This is a genomic window from Kitasatospora griseola (assembly GCF_044999035.1).
GTDB lineage: Bacteria > Actinomycetota > Actinomycetes > Streptomycetales > Streptomycetaceae > Kitasatospora > Kitasatospora griseola.
This window is the reverse complement of sequence record NZ_CP173360.1, coordinates 3,463,327-3,481,392: the sequence shown is the minus strand read 5'-3', so window position 1 is coordinate 3,481,392 and position 18,066 is coordinate 3,463,327. Positions and strand designations below refer to the sequence as shown.

Here is an 18,066-nt window from a genome sequence, read left to right as displayed (position 1 = left end):
AGGCCGGGGCTCCGACGGCGGAGCCCCGGCCTCCGGGGGGACGGTGACGGCGGATCAGGCGGGGAACTTGTACGCCCGGTCCCGGCCCGTCTTGGTGACGGTCTGGCCGATCGCGTCCGCCACGTCCTGCACGGTGATCAGCGCGGACTGGCCGTTCTTGGTGGTCTTCACCTTGTCGAAGGTGGTGCCGATGGAGGTGCGCAGCGCGTCCAGGTCCCACTTCAGGACGATCTGGCCGGACGCGTCCGGGGCCAGCACCAGCGCCTTCGCCGCCGTCTTGCCGCCGAAGGCGAACTGCTTGGCGCCCGCGCTGATGGTGATGTTGCCGGCCAGCACCTGCTTGCCGAGGCCGTCCGCGGCCGCCTGCAGGGCGTCCTGGCCGACCTTCGGCTGGGCGTCGGCCAGCGGCAGCGCCAGCTCGGCGTCCGGTTTGCCGGCCGCCCGGTCCCGGTAGGCCTGCTCGACCTTGTCGGCGGCCGACGCGGAGTCCAGCCCCTGCCCGGCCTTGCCCGGGACCACCTCGGCGGTGGTCTCGGTGAACCGGACGTAGCCCTCCTGCAGGCCCTGCCCGGACTTCGCGGCCAGGTCGTCCAGCGCGGCCTTCAGCTTCGCCTTGTCCACCCGCACCTGCGGCTCGACGGCCTTGCCGCCGCCGGTCAGCGAGGAGAGCACCTCGACCGGGTTGTAGCTGTGCTTGGTCAGCGCGTCCACGGTGGCCGTGGTGTCGAAGCTCAGACCGGCGCTGGCCGGGTCCAGGGTCACCGACTGGTCGCCGATCTTCAGCCGCACCGGCTGCTGCCCGGCCTTGCCGACCGAACCGTCCAGCGCCGTCACCGCCTGGTCGCGGGAGTCGCCGCCGATGTCGGTGCCCAGCACCGTGGTGCCCTTGGGAATGTCGGACTGATTCATCATCAGGCCCGCGCCGTACGCCGCCGCGCCCAGGAACAGCACGCCGCCGACGCCCGTCACCAGCAGCTTCTTGACCTTGCCGCCGCCCTTGGCCGACTTCGAGGAGGGCTCGTCGTCGTAGTCCTCCTCCGCCGGCGGCGGGTCGTTCGGCACCTCGCGCTTGGGCGTCGCCGCCCGCGGGCCGCCGGGGAACGGCTGCGCCTCGGGCAGGTCGGCGAACCGGCCGCCGCCGTTGCCGCCCGCCGGACGGGGCCGGTCGGCGGCGGCGAAGGGGTCGGCCGCGGCCGGACCGGACGGGGACTTCGGGGCGTTCAGGAACAGCTGGGTGGTCGGCGGGTCAGCGGCTATCGCACCGCCCGGGGCCGGCTCCTCGCCGGTGACCGGGTCGAAGCCGCCGATCTGGGTGTCCTCCGGCTCCGGGTCCGGGGCGCCGCCCCGGCCGGCCGGGGGCTCGGCGGCGAACGGGGCCTGACCGCCGTGCTGCGCCGCGGCCGGGGCCTCGGCGGCGAACGGGGCCTGACCGGGGGTCGGCTGCTGCTGGTGGTGCTGCTGGTACTGCTGCTGCTCCGCCGCGAACGGGTCCTGGCCGGGGGACGGCTGCTGCGACTGGGCCGCGAACGGGTCCTGGCCCGGGTTGGGCTGCTGCGGTTGGGCCGCGTAGGGGTCCTGGCCCGGGTTGGGCTGCTGCGACTGGGCCGCGTAGGGGTCCTGGGCGGCCATCGCCTGCTGCCGGTACTGCTCGTGCTGCTGCTGCTGCTCCGCCGCGAACGGGTCCTGACCCGCCGTCGGCTGCTGCTGCCCGGGCAGCGACGCCTGCTGCGGGTGCTGCTCGGCGGCGTACGGCGAGGCCGGGGCGAACGGCGAGGCCGCCGCACCGGACGGGAGCGGCGCGGCCTGCGGGCCACCGGCGGGGCCACCGGCCGCCGGGGCGGCGGGGGTGGCGGCGGACCGGGCGGCCGGCGCGGGGGCCGCGGCAGGCTCCTGGCGGCCCTTCTGGCGGGGCTTGAACCACTCGCCGGTGGAGTCCGACTCGGAGGCCTTCGGCGCGGCCGGCTCCTGCCACTCCGGCGGCAGGTTCGGCGGGGCGCCGTTGGAGCGGCCCGCGCCGGCGTCCATCACGCCGAGCACCGGGTCGCCGCCCCCGCCGCGGTGGCGCGGGCCGGCCGGCTCCGCCGGCTTCTCGTCCTTGACCTTGCTCTGCACCACGACCGGCGGGATCGGCCGGGAACCGGGGATGTTGATCCGCACCCGGGTGGTCAGCGTGGTCTCCGTCTTCGGCACCTCGGCCTCGTCGGCGCGCGGGCCGGGAGCGGTCCGTGCGGCGGCCGGGTCCGGAAGCCCACCGGGCAGACCGGTGCCGTACGGCGGAGTGCCCGACGGGTACGCGTCGGGGCCGCCGCGGCGGGGCTGCGGGTGGGCGTTGTCAGATTCGCGGCTGCTCAATGCTGCTCTGCTCCGGGTTCGCGGCCGGGCCGGCTGGGCCGTCCGCTGCGTATGGGGCGGGTCGGGCCGCCGTACGGCGGCGTGCGGCGTGCGGCGGGCCGAACGGCCGGACATCAGCTGTTCACATGTCGGCTGCGGCAACACCCCGTCACGCGCGTGGTGCCGAAGGTACCGCCCTGCCCCGGTGGGCCGGACGGTGGGGGTGGCCCGCCGAGGCACCACCATACCGACTGCGGTTCCACCTCGTCCGACGACCGGTGGATCCCAATGGCCCGAATCCCCCCGGTATGGGCTACCGGTCGCCGTCCTTGACGGCCCGTCGGGGCTCCGGCGCCGGTACGCCGAACAGGAATCCGGTGCTGGTCGGCAGGGTCGCGCAGACCACGCCGAGCACCGAGCCGCCGAACAGGTAGGCGTACGCGGTCGCGGTCGCGGAGAGCACCAGGTCACCTTCCGGGCGGGGCGCCAGCAGCACCGCCAGCACCAGGAACCAGCCGGCCAGCGGCGCGCCCGCGCCCAGCTTGGTGCCGGTCGCCCGCAGCCCGCCGTAGAACAGTCCGAGGCAGGCCAGCAGGGCGAGCAGCACGCCGACCGGCGCCCACAGGGCCTGCACGAAAGCTCCGCACAGCGAGACGGCCGCGCCCAGCAGGAACAGCACCGCGTAGGCGGTGATCCGGGCGCTGCGCGGGGGCATCGGCTCGGCCAGTCGGTCCTCGCGGCTGCCGAGCACGGGGTGGAGGAGCTTCACCGGGCCACCCCGGCGAACAGGTCGCTCTCCGGGCCGCCCGGGCCGAGCGCGCCGCGGACCAGTTCGTAGTACTCGGTGGCCAGCAGCGGCTGGCCGAGGTCGTTGCTGAGCGCGAAGTGGTGCCCGTCCACCACGATCTGGGTGGCGTGCGCCCGCATCGCGGCGGCCTTCGCCCCGGCGTGCGCCGCGTTGTCGAGCGTCGTGGTGATGATCTCGTCGTCCACCACGCCGGGAATCTGGTCGACCGGCGCGACGCCCTTGAACGGGGCCTCGGCGGCGGTCCGGCGCAGCCCGGCCTCGACCACCGAGCGCGGCACCCGGTTGTAGTAGACCTTGGCGATCCGCCAGGGCTCGCCCAGCTCCGGGCGGAACGCCGGGTCGGCGGCCAGCTCGTAGCCGCGCAGCGCCACCCGGTGGGTCTGGATGTGGTCGGGGTGGCCGTAGCCACCGTTCTCGTCGTACGTCACCAGCACCTGCGGGCGGACCTCGCGGATCACCGCGACCAGGTGGCCGGCCGCCTCGTCCACGTCGGCCTGCCAGAAGCAGGACGGGTCGTCGTTGTCCCGGACGCCCATCATCCCGGAGTCCCGGTAGCGGCCCGCGCCGCCCAGGAAACGGTGGTCGGCGACCCCCAACTCGCGCATGGCCGACGTCAGTTCGCCGATCCGGTGGGCGCCCAGGGTGTCGTCCCGGTCCTGCGCCAGGTGGGCCAGCTCGGGCGGGATCACCTCACCGCCCTCGCCCAGGGTGCAGGTCACCAGGGTGACCCGGACGCCCTCGGCGGCGTACCGCGCCATGGTGGAGCCGTTGTTGATCGACTCGTCGTCGGGGTGGGCGTGCACCAGCAGCAGTCCGCGCGCGTCGGCCGGAGGTACGGAGGTCATGTCCGGCAGCTTACGGCCTGCCCGGGGAGGACTTCCCGGACAGGCCGTGGCGGCGCGCTGGCGGCGGTCAGAGCCGCAGGCTGTTGATCATCCCGGCCAGGTTGGCCGTCACTTCTTGGATCGACGGTGCGATCGAGCTGGAGGCCAGGTAGAAGCCGAGCAGTGCGCACACCAGCGCATGGCCCAGTTTCAGGCCCGAACGTCGGACCAGGAGCCAGACCACGAACAGCATCAGGACGGCGGCGGAGACGGACAAAGCCATGACGGCTCACACCCTTCCTCGGGTGCGCCGCCCCGGGGGGACGGGGCAGCGGGCGGAACGATGGTCAACTGATACCCGATCGGTGACCGTCGAGTGACGTTCCGTGACCCCTCCGGGGGTGTCGCGGCAGGCCCGTCCGGGCACAGCGCCGCCGGTCAGGGGCGGTCCGAACGGCCGCACCCCGCCGCGGCGGCGGGCTGCGCCGTCCGAGTGATCGGCGCCGCGGGCAGGGCTTAGGGTCTGCGCCATGACCACCGAGAAGCCGCACGACACCTTCCCCCGGCAGTACGCGCGCACCAACCGGTTCACCACCGGCGCGCCCCGGTCGTTCACCGTCACCCCGGACGGCGCCCGGGTGCTGTTCCTGCGCTCCCGGGGCGTCGAGGCGCCCGCCAACCTGCTGTGGAGCCTGGACGTCGCGAGCGGCGCCGAGACCGTGCTCGCCGACCCCGCGGTGCTGCTCGGCGGCGGCGCCGAGGAACTGTCCGACGCCGAGCGGGCCCGCCGCGAACGCAGCCGGGAGACCTCCGCCGGAATCGTCGGCTACGCGCTGGACGCCGCCGGGCGCACCGCCGTCTTCGCGCTCTCCGGGCGGCTGTTCGCGGTCGCGGTGGAGACCGGCGAAGCCCGCGAACTGCCCGCCGCCACACCGCTGTTGGACCCACGGCCGAGCCCCGACGGCGAGCACGTCGCGTACGCCACGCCGAGCGGCGAGCTGCGGGTGACCGCCCTCGACGGCAGCGGCGACCGGCTGCTCGCCGGGCCCGACGGGGAGGGCGTCGCCTGGGGGCAGGCCGAGTTCATCGCCCAGGAGGAGATGGGCCGCGACCGCGGCCACTGGTGGGCCCCCGACGGCGGCGCGCTGCTCGCCGCCCGGGTCGACGACACGCCGGTGCGCCGCTGGTGGATCGCCGACCCTGCCAACCCCGACCGCCCGCCGGTCGAGATCGCCTACCCGGCCGCCGGCACCCCCAATGCCGAGGTCGGACTGTGGCTGCTCGGCCTGGACGGCGCCCGCACCGAGATCCGCTGGGACCGCGCCGCCCACCCCTACCTGGCCCGGGTCCACTGGTCGGCCGGCGGTTCGCCGCTGATCCAGGTGCAGGCCCGTGACCAGCGCGAACAACTGGTGCTGGAGGTCGACCCGAGCACCGGGGCGACCACCGTGCTGCTCACCGAGCAGGACGAGGACTGGCTGGAGCTGTTCGCCGGCGTCCCGGTGCGGCGCGCCGACGGGCAGCTGGTGCGGATCGCCGACCACGACGGCGCCCGGGTCCTGATGGTCGGCGAACAGGCCGTCACCGACGCCGAGTTGCACGTCCGCTCGGTGCTCGGCCTGGACGGCGAGCAGGTGCTGTTCTCGGCCTCCTGCGGTGCCGCCGAGTTCGAGCGTCGCCCGGCCGGCTGGCTCGGCGTCTTCACCCACGGGCCGGAGGGCGTGCGGGAGCTCGGCGACGGCGCGCTCGGCGCCGTGCGCGGCGGCGGCACCACCGTGCTCACCACCGCCGACCCGCGACGGCCCGGGACCACCGTCACCGTGCTGCGGGACGGCGCCGAGCCGCTGGTGATCGCCTCCTTCGCCGACACCCCGCTGCTGGCCGCCCGCCCGGTGTTCCGGTTCGCCGGCGAGCGCCGGATCCCCTGCGCGGTGCTGCTGCCCACCGGCTACGACCCTGACGTGGACGGGGAGTTGCCGGTGCTGATGGACCCGTACGGCGGCCCGCACGGGCAGCGCGTGGTGCAGGCGCACAACCCGCACCTGACCTCGCAGTGGTTCGCCGACCAGGGCTTCGCGGTGATCGTCGCCGACGGGCGCGGCACCCCCGGGCACAGCCCCGCCTGGGAGAAGTCCATCAACCGGCGCACCGCCGAGATCACCGTCGCCGACCAGGTCGACGCGCTGCACGCGCTCGCCGAGGAGTTCCCGCTCGACCTCGGCCGGGTCGCCATCCGCGGCTGGTCCTACGGCGGTTACCTGGCCGCCGCCGCCGTGCTCCGCGAGCCCGACGTGTTCCACGCCGCGGTGGCCGGCGCGCCCGTCACCGAGCACGACCTGTACGACACCCACTACACCGAGCGCTACTACGGCGACCCGGCGGTGGAACCCGAGGCGTACGAGGCCAACTCGGTGGTGGCGCTCGCGCCTTCGCTGCGCCGGCCGCTGATGATCGTGCACGGCCTCGCCGACGACAACGTGGTGGTCGCGCACAGCCTGCGGCTGTCCACCGCGCTGCTCGCCGCCGGCCGCCCGCACACCGTGCTGCCGCTGTCCGGGGTCACCCACATGACGCCGCAGGAGGACGTCGCCGAGAACCTGCTGCTGCTCCAGGTGCAGTTCCTGAAGGACGCGCTGGGCATCGCGTAACGGGCGCACCCGTGACATCCGTCATGCGGACGTCACGACGGTGCACACTGCCGCCGCCACCCCCGTTCCGAGGAGTCTTGAGGAGTCGCAGAGAAACGGCTCCGAAGGGACTGAGAGACAGATGGGTACGGGAACGGGGGAGGTCGCGGCCTTCCGGAACGTCAGCAAGAGCTACGGCCGGGTGAAGGCGGTGAACGGACTCGACCTGGTCCTGCGACCGGGCGAGACGGTCGCGCTGCTCGGCCCGAACGGCGCGGGCAAGTCCAGCAGCCTCGACCTGCTGCTCGGCCTGCGCGAACCCGACAGCGGCACCGTCGAACTGTTCGGCGGCACCCCCCGCCAGGCGATCACCGCCGGCCGGGTGGGCGCGATGCTGCAGAGCGGCGGCCTGATGAGCGACGTCAAGGTCCGCGAAGTGGTCGCCCTCGCCTGCAAGGTGCACCCCAAGGGGCACGCGCCCGACGAGGTGCTGCGGACCGCCGGGATCACCGAGATCGCCGACCGCCGGGTCGACAAGCTCTCCGGCGGCCAGGAACAGCGCGTCCGGTTCGCCCTCGCGGTGGCCGGCGCCAACGACCTGATCGTGCTGGACGAGCCCACCACCGGCATGGACGTCTCGGTCCGTCGGCAGTTCTGGGCCGCGATGCGCGCCCAGGCCGACGCCGGCCGCACCGTGCTGTTCGCCACCCACTACCTGGAGGAGGCGGACTCCATCGCCGACCGCGTCCTCGTCCTGCACAAGGGCCGGCTGATCGCCGACGGCTCCTCCGCCGAGATCAAGGCCAAGGCCGGCGCCCGCCGGATCGGCTTCGAGCTGCACCCCTCCGACGGCGGCGCCCTCGACGAGGCCCTGCTGCGCGCCCTGCCCGGCACCGTCGGACTGGACGTCAGCGCCCGCGCCGACGGCGTGCACACCGTCCGGATCCGCTCCACCGACGCCGACGCGGGCGTCGCCGCGCTCTACAAGGCCGGCCTGTACCCGCGCGGGCTGGAGGTCACCACCCTCGGCCTGGAGCAGGCCTTCCTGACCATCACCGGCGAGCAGGACCGCAACGAGGAAGCAGAGGCGAGCGCGCGATGACCACCCTGATCAAGCTGGAGATCCTGCGCACCCTGCGCAACAAGCGGTACCTGATGTTCACCGTCCTCTACCCGGCCCTGCTGTACGTGTTCTTCATCAGCGCCTACGGCAGCGGCGGCACCGTGGCCGGCGGCGTCTCCGTCAAGTCCTACTTCATGGTCTCGATGGCCACCTTCGGCGCGGTCGGCGCCGTCCTCACCGGCTCCGCGCAGCGGATCTCGCTGGAGCGCAAGAGCGGCTGGACCCGGCAACTGCGGCTCACCGCCCTGCCCGGCCGGGCCTACACCCTCGGCAAGATCGCCGCCTGCGCCGTCACCACCCTGCCCGCCATCGCCGTGGTCTTCGTGATCGGCGCGATCGAGGGCGTCGACCTCACCGCCGTCCAGTGGCTCGGCCTGGCCGCCGCCCTGTGGCTCGGCAGCTTCGTGTTCGCCGCGCTCGGCGTCGCCCTCGGCTACGCCGCCCAGCCGGACGCCGTCCAGCCCGTCGTGATGATCGTCTACATGCTGATGGCGCTGTTCGGCGGCACCTGGTTCCCGGTCGGCGACTCGCTGAAGACCTACGCCCGGTTCAACCCCGTCTACGACTACAACCAGCTGGCCTCGTTCATCCACGGCCAGAGCGTCGCAGGCTCCGCGATCGCCGCCCTGGCGGGCTTCCTGGCGCTGTTCACCGCCGCCGCGGCCTACCTGTACCGCAAGGACGCGCAGCAGGCATGATGGCCCGCATGCAGAGCACCGGCCCGGCCCGCCGCCCCGACCAGCACGGGGAGGACGGGCCGGACGGCCGTTGGACCACGTACCCGGGCGCGCCCGTCGACACCCGCCGGCAGCTGCTCGTCAAGCTGATGTGGACGTCCGTCTGGGCGTTCTACCTGCTGTACCCCGTCCAGGACCTGGCGACCGGTCAGCACACCACGGCCGGCACCGTCGCCGGAGCGGCCCTGCTGGTGGTCTTCCTGGCCGCCTACATGTCGCTGGTGGTGATCCGCAACACCCGCCGGATCGGCAGCTCCAGGCAGTACCTGCCGTTCGCCCTGATCCTCGGCATCGCCGTCGGCACCTCGATCGGCCTCGGCGAGGCCTGGCTGACCCTGTTCACCTACACCTCGGTCTGCGCCGCCCTCGTCCTGCCCGGCCGCAAGGCCCTCGTCGGCGTCGGCGCCGTCACCGCCGTCTTCGCGCTGATCGGTTTCGCCACCGGCGCCGAACACACCACCCTGGTCGCCGTCGGACTGCCCTGCCTGCTGGCCGGCTTCGCCATGTACGGCATGCAGCGCCTGGTCGCCACCATGCGCGAACTGCGCGAAGCCCGGACCGCCGTCGCCCACCTCGCCGCCTCCGAGGAACGGCTGCGCCTCGCCCGCGACCTGCACGACCTGCTCGGCCACTCGCTCTCGCTGATCGCCATCAAGAGCGAACTCGCCGGCCGCTTCATGGACGCCGAGAAAGCCGCCGAGGCCCGCGCCCAGGTCGCCGACATCGAACAGGTCGCCCGGCAGTCGCTCACCGACGTCCGCGAGGCCGTCAGCGGCTTCCGCCGCCCCACCCTGCCCGTCGAACTCGCCGCCGCCCGCACCGCGTTGAGCGCCAGCCAGATCGAACTCGACGCCGACCCCCGACTCGCCGACGAACGCCCCGACCTCGGCACCGAGGAGACCGGCGCCCTCGCCTGGGCCCTGCGCGAAGCCGTCACCAACGTCGTCCGGCACGGCGTCGGCGCCACCCGCTGCACCGTCCACCTCGACGAGACCTGGGAGGACGACGGCCGCTACGCCGTCCTGGAGATCGTCGACAACGGCCCCGGCCCCGGCAAGGCCCTTCCCGGCAACGGCCTCTCGGGCCTGCGCGAACGCCTCGAACAGGTCGGCGGCCGCCTCGACACCGGCCCCGCCAACCGCGGCAAGGGCTTCCGCCTGCGCGCCCTCGTCCCCCTGCGACCCGGCCCCAGCGGGGAATAGGCTGCGCCCCGTGACGGACGGAACGGTCAACCAGCAGGTACGCGTACTCCTCGCGGAGGACCAGAGCATGGTGCGGGAGGCGCTCGCCGCGCTGCTCTCGCTCGAGGACGACCTCGACGTCGTCGCACAGGTCGCGCGCGGGGACGCCGTCGCCGCGGCCGTGACGGAGCACCGGATCGACGTCGCCGTCCTCGACATCGAGATGCCCGGCATGACCGGTATCGACGCCTGCGCCGAGATCCGCCGCGTCCGGCCGCAGACCAAGGTCGTCATCGCCACCACCTTCGGCCGACCCGGCTACCTCCGCCGGGCCATGGAATCCGGCGCGGACGCGTTCCTGGTCAAGGACGCGCCGGCCGCGGAGCTCGCCGACGCGATCAGGCGGGTGCTGCGCGGCGAGAAGGTCATCGACCCGAAACTGGCCGCCGCCGCGCTCTCGGACGGCGCGAACCCGCTCACCCCGCGCGAACGCGACGTGCTGGCCGCGGCGGCCGACGGCTCCGTCAATGCGGACATCGCCGCCCGACTGCACCTCTCCGAGGGGACGGTCCGGAACTACCTGTCGATGGCGATCCAGAAGACAGCGGCGAGGAACCGCGCGGAGGCGGTACGGGTCGCGCGCGAAAAGGGCTGGCTGTAGGAGGCTGCGCCACCGATGGTGGTGCTCCCCCTCAGTTCAGGCGGTGCCGCGCCGATTTCGCCTCCTGGCGCACGCGTCTCGCGCTCTCCGGGTCGAACGCGTCCAGGATCTCCGCGTACGCGTCCATCTCGGCGGCGCCGCCCAGGAAGTCTCCGGTCTTGACCAGCAACTCGGCCCGCTCCAGACGGAGTTGCGCAGGGTGGCGGGGGAGGAGGAGGGCGAGTTCCGCGGCCCAGAGCTGGGTGCGGGCGTGCTCGGGGCGTTCGGCGGCCCAGTGGCGGATGTTGCCGAGGACGCGCAGCACGGTGTCGAGCGGTTGGGCGGGGGTGAGCAGGTCGGGGGTGAAGCGGTGGCCGGCCGCGGCCACGAGGCGTTCGACGTCGGGGACGTCGAGCAGGCGGCCGCCGTGGAAGGGGTCGGCGAGGACGTAGTCGTGGCCGGTCTCCGGGTCGCCGACGGCGACGATGAAGTGGCCGGGCAGGGCGATGCCGTGGACGGTCAGGCCGGCCCGGGCGGCGACGGCCGTCCAGACCAGCGAGAGCATGATGGGCAGCCCGCGGCGGCGGCGGAGCACCTCCGGGAGGAGGGAGGACTCCAGCCGCCGGTAGTCGGACTGGCGGCCGTGGAAGCGCTCCCGGCCGCCGAGCACCGCCGCGAGGAGCGCGGCGGTCTCCTCGGGGCCGTGCGGGCGGCGTTCGGCGACGGCCTGCCGGATGGCCGCGGCGTGGCGGTCGAGGGCGGTCCGACAGGCGCTCAGGACGGCGTCGAGGTCGGGCGGTTCAGCGCTGTCGCCGGGGTCGCCGAGGGTGTGCTCGGCGGCGGCGAGCAGGCACAGCAGCACCGGGTCGGGGTGTTCGGCCCGGGCCTCGGCTCGGAAGCGGGTTCTGCTCTGCTCGGTCACTGCGGCCTTCGGTTCGGCAGCGGGTCGTGGCTCGGTTCAGGTGGTGCACGCTACCGCTGGGGGAGGCGGGCGTAGTGGTAAGTGTGACTGGTCGTGAAGCCCCGGTGGTCGTAGAGCGCCTGCGCGCCGTGGTTGTCGGTCTCGACCTGCAGGTAGGCGGCAGTGGCGCCCTCTTCGGCGGCGCGCGCGGCGAGCACCGCCATCAGCGTGGTGGCCAGGCCCCGACGGCGGGCCGCCGGGACGACCTCGATCGCGGAGAGGCCGGCCCAGGCGCCGTCCACGGCCATCCGGCCGATGGCCAGCGGGGCGCCGTCCGGGCCGGGCACGTGGGCGAACCAGACCGACGGTCCGCCGTGCAGGACGGCGCGCGCGGCGGCTTCCAGGGCCGGGTCGTCGCCCACCCGGCGGTACAGCGACAGCCAGTCGCGGTCGGCGGTGCGGGCGAGCCGGACCTGCCGCCAGCTGTCCGGCGCGGCCGCCCTGGTGAGTCCGCCGAGCCGTGCCGTGCGGACCGTGGTCGGGGCCAACGGGGCTCCCGATCGGTCGAGTTCGGCGGTGAGGTCGGGCGGCGAGGCGCCGTCCACCACTTCGACGTGCGCGGGCAGGCCGCGGGCCGCGTACCAGTCGCGGACCCGGTCGAGGGCCTCGGCCAGCGGCAGGCCGGGGTCGCCGAGGGCCTGCACCGAGTTGGCGCGCCGGGTGAAGCCGGAGGAGGCGCGCAGCACCCAGTCGCCGAGCGGCTGCTGTTCGACGGCGGGCCAGCCCCGGGCCGCGGTGCGCTGGAGCTCGGTCGGGGTGATGCCGGGCATCGAGGTGTACCGGGCCGGGAACGGGGGCACGGATTTGCCCGCGACCAGCAGATCGGCGGCGAAGCGTACCGACACGCCGCCGCGGGACTCGACCGTCAACGCGTCGTCGTCCCAAGCAGTGAGCACGCCGATCACATCGCGGAATACCGGCCGTCCGTCCGCCACGCCGTCAACACGCCGCACCGAGACGCGTTTTCCCACGTCAGACGGGTCTATCCGGACCTCCGGACGGGCCTCGATGGGTGCTCCGCCAGCCATCAATCGCACCTCCTGTGCATTTGCGTCCCTCGACCCGCGATACTAGGTGCGGGCATCGACGACGCCGCGCGCACCGCGCGACCGAGTAAACAGTAGGGCGGCAGCCCTTCCGAGGAGGAACGACAGCGTGACCTACGTCATCGCGCAGCCTTGTGTCGACGTGAAGGACAAGGCGTGCATCGAGGAGTGCCCCGTCGACTGCATCTACGAGGGTGAGCGTTCGCTCTACATCCACCCGGACGAGTGCGTGGACTGCGGCGCGTGCGAGCCGGTCTGCCCGGTCGAAGCCATCTTCTACGAGGACGACACTCCGGAGGAGTGGAAGGACTACTACAAGGCCAACGTCGAGTTCTTCGACGACCTGGGGTCGCCCGGCGGCGCCTCCAAGCTCGGCCTGATCGAGCGTGACCACCCGTTCATCGCGGCCCTGCCCCCGCAGAACGCCGACCACTGATCGGTGGCATCCACGCTGTGAGCACCAACGACAGCACGCACGCGCCGTTCCCGGGCCACCCGGGGGCGGCGCGCCGCGTATCCGACCGCCTGCCGGTCTTCCCGTGGGACAAGCTCGAACCGTACAAGCGCACCGCCGAGGGCCACCCGGACGGGCTGTGCGACTTCTCCGTCGGCACCCCGGTCGACCCGGTGCCGGAGCTGATCCAGCAGGCGCTGGCCGCGCACACCGACACGCCCGGCTACCCGACCGTGTGGGGCCCGCTCGCCCTGCGCGAGTCGATCGCCGGCTGGCTCCACCGCCGGATGGGCGCCGAGATCGGCCCCGAGGCGGTGCTGCCGACCGTCGGCTCCAAGGAGCTGGTGGCCTGGCTGCCCGGCCAGCTCGGCCTCGGCCCCGGCGACCAGGTCGCCTACCCGAAGCTCGCCTACCCCACCTACGAGGTCGGCGCGCTGCTCTGCGGCGCCGAGCCGGTCGCGTACGGGGACCTCGACGAGCTGGACGGCAGCAAGGTCCGGCTGCTCTGGCTGAACTCGCCGTCCAACCCGACCGGACGGGTGCTCGGCGCGGACGAGCTGCGCCGCGCCGTCGAGTGGGCCCGGGCGCACCGGGTGCTGCTGGTCAGCGACGAGTGCTACCTCGAACTCGGCTGGGAGGCCGAGCCGGTGTCGGTGCTGCACCCGTCGGTGTGCGGCGACTCGCACGAGGGGCTGCTGGCCGTCCACTCGCTCTCCAAGCGTTCCAACCTCGCCGGATACCGGGCCTCGTTCGTGGCCGGCGACCCGGTGGTGGTCCGCGAGCTGCTGGAGATCCGCAAGCACGGCGGCATGATCGTGCCGGCGCCGGTGCAGGCGGCCACCGCGGTCGCGCTCGCCGACGACGCGCACGTCGCCGAGCAGCGGGAGCGGTACGCCCGGCGGCGCGGCGCGCTGCGGGCCGCGCTGGAGGCGTACGGGCTCCGGATCGAGCACTCCGAGGCGAGCCTGTACCTGTGGGCGACCCAGGACCGGCCGTGCTGGGAGACCGTGGCCGAACTCGCCGAGCTGGGCATCCTGGTGGCGCCCGGCGACTTCTACGGCCCGGCGGGCGACCGATTCGTCCGGGTGGCGTTCACCGCCACCGACGAGCGGGTGGCGGCCGCCGTGGAGCGGCTCAAGCGCTGAGCCCGCGTCAGTCGTGCGGAAGGGGCGGAGCCGGTCGGCTCCGCCCCTTCGGCGTGTGCGGTGCGGTGGGTCAGCCGACCGGCAGGTGACCGCCGAGCAGGCCGCCGAGCGGGGTGCCGGCGAGCAGGCTGCCCAGCGGGCTGTTGCCGCCGCCCAGCGCGGGCGTCCCGCCCAGGCGGTTGGCGGACTCGTGCTCGGCCAGGCCCGTGACGGTGTTGGTGAGCGGCAGCGACTGGGCGGCGGAGAGCACCGGGGCGAGCTTCTCGGCGGCCGGCAGGCTCTTCGCCAGGCGGTCGACCGGCAGGCCCTTGGCGACGGTCTGCAGCGGGGCGGCGGTGGCCTTGCGGGCGGCCGGGAGGACCTTGTCGGTGACCGCGGGGCCGACCTTCTGCTCGACGGCGGGGACGACCCGGTCGGACAGCGTGCCGAGCGCGCCGGTCAGCTGGTCGGCCTTGGCGGCCGGGCCGAGGTGGCCGAGCGCGTCGTCGGTGGAGGGCAGGGCGTGCGCGACGGTGTTGCCGGCCGCGTCGCCGGCGGCCGGGCCGCCCGCGGCGAGGGCCGCGCTGCCGGTGGTGCCGACCATCTGGCCGAGCTCGTGGGTCGCCCCCTGCACCGTGTCGCCCGAGTTGGGGACGTCGGCCAGCTTGGTCACTCCGGCGCCCAGGTCGGTCTGCGGGACCACCTCGGTGGCGGAGGCGGCGCCCGCGGCCGCGAGCGGCGCCGCGGTGGCGGCGACGAGCAGCGCGGCCTGGGCGATCCGGCGCGTGAGGGGGAGGGACATGGTGCTCCTAAGAGGTGAGGTCTACGGTCCGCCGGGCGGACGGCCGGAACGGCTGTCCGGTCTCGCCCCGCGGGCGACGTGTATGACCGCAAGAGCACCGGGAAGGTTTCGGCCGGTCAAGGTCAAGGGTTGGCAAAGATCGGACGATCCGCTTTCCGGCAAACCGGGCGGATCGTCCGCGATGCGATCGCTGAAGAATCGTCACTTCCCTTGGCGGGAAAGGCGCCTGCCGCCCGCCTGGCGGACCGGCGTGTCGGCGGCCCGCCGACTGTCGCGCCGTCAGCGGGAGTTGACGCGAATCACCCGGTGGGCCGTCACCCGCGCACCTGTGCGTCAACGCACCGTCGGCACCGTCACTTCTTCTTCGCCGGGGCGCCCAGCGTCACCAGCACCCGGTCCGCCGGGGCGCCCGCCAGCGGCTTCCAGCCGTCGTTGGGCCGGTCCACCCGCCACACCTTGCCGTCGTAGGCGACCTGCCCGATGCCCAGGTCCGCCGCCCGCGCCACCGACCACTGCGCCAGCGCCCAGCCGGTCTGCTGGGTGCCGCCCGCGCCCGCGGTGCTCGCCGTCGGCTGCGGGGTGAACGCCAGCACCTCGCGCGGGTCCTTGGCCGCCTTCTCGGCGGACGCCACCGTCACCGCCTTGCCGAACTCCCGGCGCACCCGGTCGGCCGCGCCGGCGGCCGGCGGGGCCGCCGAGTCCGGCTCCGGCAGCTGGTGCACCACGCAGTTCAGCGCCGCCGGCTCACGGCCCATCAGCACCGTGGCCAGCAGCGTCGCGTTGTTCTCGTGCTTGGCGTACGCCTGCGGGTAGCCGCTGCGCTGCACCTGCTGGGCGGCGTCGGTCAGCGGCATCTGCGCGTAGCCGTTCACCTTCACCAGCGCGTCCAGGAACTTGTTGGTCGCGTACACCGGGTCCATGATCTGCTCGATGGTGCCCCAGCCCTGCGAGGGACGCTGCTGGAACAGGCCCACCGAGTCCCGGTCGCCGCCCTCCAGGTTGCGCAGCTTGGACTCCTGGATGGCGGTCGCCAGCGCGATCGTCACCGCCCGCTCGGGCAGGCCGCGGGACATCGCCACCGCCGTGATGGTCGCCGCGTTCGCCGCCGCTCCCAGCTCCAGCGTTCCGGAACCCGCCGGGGTGGCGACCTTGCAGCCCTCGTCCGGGACGGTGATCTTGTCGCGGTTCAGCCACACCACCAGGCCGCCGACCACCGCCAGCGCCAGCACCCCCACCAGGATCCGCCGCCACGGCCGCCGACGGCGCTCGGACGCGCCACCCTCCGCGTACTCGGCGTCTGTGGCCACCGTGGCCCCTCCCTCGTCGTCCGTCGTCGTCCGGTCGCAGCGGCCCGTGACGGGCCCGCACCGCTCGCGGACACCGTAACCGCTCGGACGGCCGTACGGGTCCGCGCGGTTGCGTGCCCGCCCGCCGGGCCGTCCGGCCGCTCGGTAGGGTGGCCGCCATGAGCAGCCCGAACCAGCCCCTCGACCTGACCGTCGACGGCGGCACGCTGACCGCCCGCCTCGTCGACTTCCCGTCCGTCAGCGGCGAGGAGACCGCTCTCGCCGACGCGGTCGAGGCCGCGCTCCGGGCCTACCCGCACCTCACCGTCGACCGGTTCGGCAACAACGTGGTCGCCCGCACCCACCTCGGCCGGTCCCAGCGGGTGGTGCTCGCCGGGCACCTGGACACCGTCCCGATCGCCGACAACGTGCCCTCGCACGTCGAGGGCGACCTGCTCTACGGCTGCGGAACCTCCGACATGAAGTCCGGCGTGGCCGTCCAACTGCGGCTCGCCGCCACGGTGGTGGAGCCGAACCACGACGTCACCTACGTCTTCTACGACTGCGAGGAGGTGGAGGCGGAGCGCAACGGCCTCGGCCACCTGTTCGCCACCCACCCGGACTGGCTGGCCGGCGACTTCGCCGTCCTGATGGAGCCCAGCGGCGCCGTCGTCGAGGGCGGCTGCCAGGGCAGCCTGCGCGCCGACATCACGCTCACCGGCGTCCGCGCGCACGCCGCCCGCAGCTGGCTCGGCGACAACGCCATCCACAAGGCCGCCGAGGTGCTGCGCCGGCTGGTCGACTACACGCCCCGACGGGTCGTCATCGACGGCCTGGAGTACCGCGAGGGCCTGAACGCCACCCGGATCGACGGCGGCGTCGCCGGCAACGTCATCCCCGACGAGTGCCGGATCCACGTCGCCTTCCGGTTCGCCCCCGACCGCAGCCTGGAGCAGGCCGAGGAGCACCTGCGGGAGGTCTTCGACGGCTACCAGGTGGACATCGCGGACGCCTCGCCGGCCGCTCTGCCCGGCCTCTCCCAGCCCGCCGCGCAGGCCTTCCTGGCCGCCGTCGGCGGCGAGCCGCGGGCCAAGTTCGGCTGGACCGACGTCGCCCGGTTCTCCGCGCACGGCGTCCCCGCCGTCAACTACGGCCCCGGCGACCCGAACCTGGCCCACAAGCGCGAGGAGCACTGCTCGCTGAGCGCGATCGCCGAGGTCGAGGAGCGGCTGCGGGCCTGGCTCGCCGCGTAGCCGCCCCACGGCCTTTGGCGGACGGGCAGCCGTTTCCCGTTGTTCCTCGGAAAGTTGCCTCGTCAGGCGTAGGGTTTCGTCATGACAGCCAACGGAGATGAACCCGTCCGCAGGGCCAGGAAGCCCTTTCCTGAGAAGCGCAAGGGCCCGGTGCTGCTGCGCCGGGACCAGGTCGAGACGAAGACGACGGACCAGGCGCTGCTGGACACCACCGGGCCGACCGACTGGTTGCACACCGACCCGTGGCGGGTGCTGCGGATCACCTCCGAGTTCGTCGAAGGCTTCGGCGCGCTCGCCAAACTCCCCACCGCGATCAGCGTGTTCGGCTCCGCCCGGACGAAGCCCGACTCGGCCGAGTACCAGTCCGGCGTGGAGATCGGCCGGGCGCTCGCCGAAGCCGGCTACGCGGTGATCACCGGTGGCGGCCCCGGCGCGATGGAGGCCGCCAACAAGGGCGCCGTCGAGGGCGGCGGGCTGAGCGTCGGCCTCGGCATCGAGCTGCCGTTCGAGCAGGGCCTGAACGAGTACGTCGACCTGGGCCTGAACTTCCGGTACTTCTTCGTCCGCAAGACGATGTTCGTGAAGTACTCCCAGGGCTTCGTGGTGCTCCCCGGCGGACTCGGCACCCTGGACGAGCTGTTCGAGGCGCTCACCCTGGTGCAGACCCAGAAGGTCACCCGGTTCCCGGTGATCCTCTTCGGCAGCGCCTACTGGGGCGGACTGGTCGAGTGGCTGAGGTCCACCCTGGTCGCGCAGGGCAAGGCCAACCCGGACGACCTGGACCTGTTCCACGTCACCGACGACGTCGCCGAGGTGCTCAAGGTCCTCGAAGAGGCCCGCAAGCCCCAGGGCACCCAGGCCTGACCGCC

Annotated in this window: 17 protein-coding genes; 9 read left to right on the top strand and 8 right to left on the bottom strand. The window is 73.9% G+C overall.

Translation table 11 applies throughout. The features are described 5' to 3' along the window. Nucleotides 1–54: 54 nt before the first annotated feature. The 4 genes from ACI1MP_RS15535 to ACI1MP_RS15520 all read right to left on the bottom strand — a co-directional run bounded on the left by ACI1MP_RS15535 (nucleotide 55) and on the right by ACI1MP_RS15520 (nucleotide 4,246). Nucleotides 55–2,352, bottom strand: a complete 2,298-nt coding sequence (locus ACI1MP_RS15535; RefSeq protein WP_404868859.1) for a peptidoglycan binding domain-containing protein — start codon at nucleotides 2,350–2,352, stop codon at nucleotides 55–57. A 292-nt stretch (nucleotides 2,353–2,644) separates the two neighbouring features. Beyond that, nucleotides 2,645–3,100 (bottom strand): DUF6113 family protein, encoded by a 456-nt coding sequence (locus tag ACI1MP_RS15530; RefSeq protein WP_380335093.1) that lies wholly within the window; start codon nucleotides 3,098–3,100, stop codon nucleotides 2,645–2,647. Further along, nucleotides 3,097–3,984 carry an N-acetyl-1-D-myo-inositol-2-amino-2-deoxy-alpha-D-glucopyranoside deacetylase gene (gene mshB, locus ACI1MP_RS15525; protein WP_404868858.1) on the bottom strand — a complete coding sequence of 296 codons (888 nt, stop codon included), beginning with the start codon at nucleotides 3,982–3,984 and terminating at the stop codon, nucleotides 3,097–3,099. The genes ACI1MP_RS15530 and mshB overlap by 4 nt, the downstream gene beginning before the upstream one ends. 67 nt (nucleotides 3,985–4,051) lie before the next feature. After that, the gene (locus ACI1MP_RS15520; RefSeq protein ID WP_043915898.1) at nucleotides 4,052–4,246 is read right to left on the bottom strand and encodes a hypothetical protein; all 195 of its coding nucleotides are present in this window, start codon (nucleotides 4,244–4,246) and stop codon (nucleotides 4,052–4,054) included. Between the two features lie 247 nt (nucleotides 4,247–4,493). Between ACI1MP_RS15520 and ACI1MP_RS15515 the strand changes: the two genes are divergently transcribed. From ACI1MP_RS15515 to ACI1MP_RS15495, 5 genes are all read left to right on the top strand, one after another. After that, nucleotides 4,494–6,611: an alpha/beta fold hydrolase gene (locus ACI1MP_RS15515; RefSeq protein ID WP_380335100.1), complete on the top strand. Its 2,118-nt coding sequence runs from the start codon at nucleotides 4,494–4,496 to the stop codon at nucleotides 6,609–6,611. 121 nt (nucleotides 6,612–6,732) lie between these two features. Further along, nucleotides 6,733–7,692: an ABC transporter ATP-binding protein gene (locus ACI1MP_RS15510; RefSeq protein WP_404868857.1), complete on the top strand. Its 960-nt coding sequence runs from the start codon at nucleotides 6,733–6,735 to the stop codon at nucleotides 7,690–7,692. Further along, nucleotides 7,689–8,411 carry an ABC transporter permease gene (locus ACI1MP_RS15505; protein WP_380335106.1) on the top strand — a complete coding sequence of 241 codons (723 nt, stop codon included), beginning with the start codon at nucleotides 7,689–7,691 and terminating at the stop codon, nucleotides 8,409–8,411. Before ACI1MP_RS15510 ends, ACI1MP_RS15505 begins: the two co-directional genes overlap by 4 nt. A gap of 8 nt (nucleotides 8,412–8,419) precedes the next feature. After that, a complete protein-coding gene (locus tag ACI1MP_RS15500; protein ID WP_380335109.1) occupies nucleotides 8,420–9,652 on the top strand; it encodes a sensor histidine kinase in 1,233 nt (410 codons plus the stop codon). A gap of 10 nt (nucleotides 9,653–9,662) precedes the next feature. Further along, a complete protein-coding gene (locus ACI1MP_RS15495; protein ID WP_369880580.1) occupies nucleotides 9,663–10,292 on the top strand; it encodes a response regulator in 630 nt (209 codons plus the stop codon). A gap of 31 nt (nucleotides 10,293–10,323) precedes the next feature. Here ACI1MP_RS15495 and ACI1MP_RS15490 read toward each other — a convergent pair whose 3' ends face one another. Together ACI1MP_RS15490 and ACI1MP_RS15485 are read right to left on the bottom strand one after the other, a co-directional pair. Then, on the bottom strand, nucleotides 10,324–11,193 hold the full coding sequence (locus tag ACI1MP_RS15490) for a transglutaminase family protein (RefSeq protein WP_380335113.1): 870 nt from the start codon (nucleotides 11,191–11,193) through the stop codon (nucleotides 10,324–10,326). 50 nt (nucleotides 11,194–11,243) lie between these two features. Continuing rightward, nucleotides 11,244–12,128 (bottom strand): GNAT family N-acetyltransferase, encoded by an 885-nt coding sequence (locus ACI1MP_RS15485; RefSeq protein WP_369880581.1) that lies wholly within the window; start codon nucleotides 12,126–12,128, stop codon nucleotides 11,244–11,246. Nucleotides 12,129–12,387: 259 nt separating this feature from the next. Between ACI1MP_RS15485 and fdxA the strand changes: the two genes are divergently transcribed. Together fdxA and dapC are read left to right on the top strand one after the other, a co-directional pair. Then, nucleotides 12,388–12,714 (top strand): ferredoxin, encoded by a 327-nt coding sequence (gene fdxA / locus ACI1MP_RS15480; protein WP_030061559.1) that lies wholly within the window; start codon nucleotides 12,388–12,390, stop codon nucleotides 12,712–12,714. 17 nt (nucleotides 12,715–12,731) lie between these two features. Further along, nucleotides 12,732–13,877 (top strand): succinyldiaminopimelate transaminase, encoded by a 1,146-nt coding sequence (gene dapC / locus ACI1MP_RS15475; RefSeq protein ID WP_404868856.1) that lies wholly within the window; start codon nucleotides 12,732–12,734, stop codon nucleotides 13,875–13,877. 70 nt (nucleotides 13,878–13,947) lie between these two features. Here dapC and ACI1MP_RS15470 read toward each other — a convergent pair whose 3' ends face one another. Further along, entirely contained in the window at nucleotides 13,948–14,658 is a 711-nt protein-coding gene (locus tag ACI1MP_RS15470; protein WP_052509784.1) for a hypothetical protein, read from the bottom strand. 353 nt (nucleotides 14,659–15,011) lie between these two features. Further along, on the bottom strand, nucleotides 15,012–15,965 hold the full coding sequence (locus ACI1MP_RS15465) for a hypothetical protein (RefSeq protein WP_380335123.1): 954 nt from the start codon (nucleotides 15,963–15,965) through the stop codon (nucleotides 15,012–15,014). 158 nt (nucleotides 15,966–16,123) lie between these two features. Between ACI1MP_RS15465 and dapE the strand changes: the two genes are divergently transcribed. Both dapE and ACI1MP_RS15455 read left to right on the top strand, forming a co-directional pair. Continuing rightward, nucleotides 16,124–17,197 carry a succinyl-diaminopimelate desuccinylase gene (gene dapE, locus ACI1MP_RS15460; RefSeq protein ID WP_380335126.1) on the top strand — a complete coding sequence of 358 codons (1,074 nt, stop codon included), beginning with the start codon at nucleotides 16,124–16,126 and terminating at the stop codon, nucleotides 17,195–17,197. 81 nt (nucleotides 17,198–17,278) lie between these two features. After that, nucleotides 17,279–18,061 carry a TIGR00730 family Rossman fold protein gene (locus ACI1MP_RS15455; protein ID WP_100588876.1) on the top strand — a complete coding sequence of 261 codons (783 nt, stop codon included), beginning with the start codon at nucleotides 17,279–17,281 and terminating at the stop codon, nucleotides 18,059–18,061. The last annotated feature ends 5 nt before the right edge of the window (nucleotides 18,062–18,066 follow it).

Bases quoted from the DNA above. Each gene is read 5' to 3' on its own strand.
- mshB (WP_404868858.1), bottom strand. From the start codon at position 3,984: ATGACCTCCGTACCTCCGGCCGACGCGCGCGGACTGCTGCTGGTGCAC.
- ACI1MP_RS15520 (WP_043915898.1), bottom strand. From the start codon at position 4,246: ATGGCTTTGTCCGTCTCCGCCGCCGTCCTGATGCTGTTCGTGGTCTGG.
- ACI1MP_RS15515 (WP_380335100.1), top strand. From the start codon at position 4,494: ATGACCACCGAGAAGCCGCACGACACCTTCCCCCGGCAGTACGCGCGC.
- ACI1MP_RS15510 (WP_404868857.1), top strand. From the start codon at position 6,733: ATGGGTACGGGAACGGGGGAGGTCGCGGCCTTCCGGAACGTCAGCAAG.
- ACI1MP_RS15505 (WP_380335106.1), top strand. From the start codon at position 7,689: ATGACCACCCTGATCAAGCTGGAGATCCTGCGCACCCTGCGCAACAAG.
- ACI1MP_RS15500 (WP_380335109.1), top strand. From the start codon at position 8,420: ATGCAGAGCACCGGCCCGGCCCGCCGCCCCGACCAGCACGGGGAGGAC.
- ACI1MP_RS15470 (WP_052509784.1), bottom strand. From the start codon at position 14,658: ATGTCCCTCCCCCTCACGCGCCGGATCGCCCAGGCCGCGCTGCTCGTC.
- dapE (WP_380335126.1), top strand. From the start codon at position 16,124: ATGAGCAGCCCGAACCAGCCCCTCGACCTGACCGTCGACGGCGGCACG.
- ACI1MP_RS15455 (WP_100588876.1), top strand. From the start codon at position 17,279: ATGACAGCCAACGGAGATGAACCCGTCCGCAGGGCCAGGAAGCCCTTT.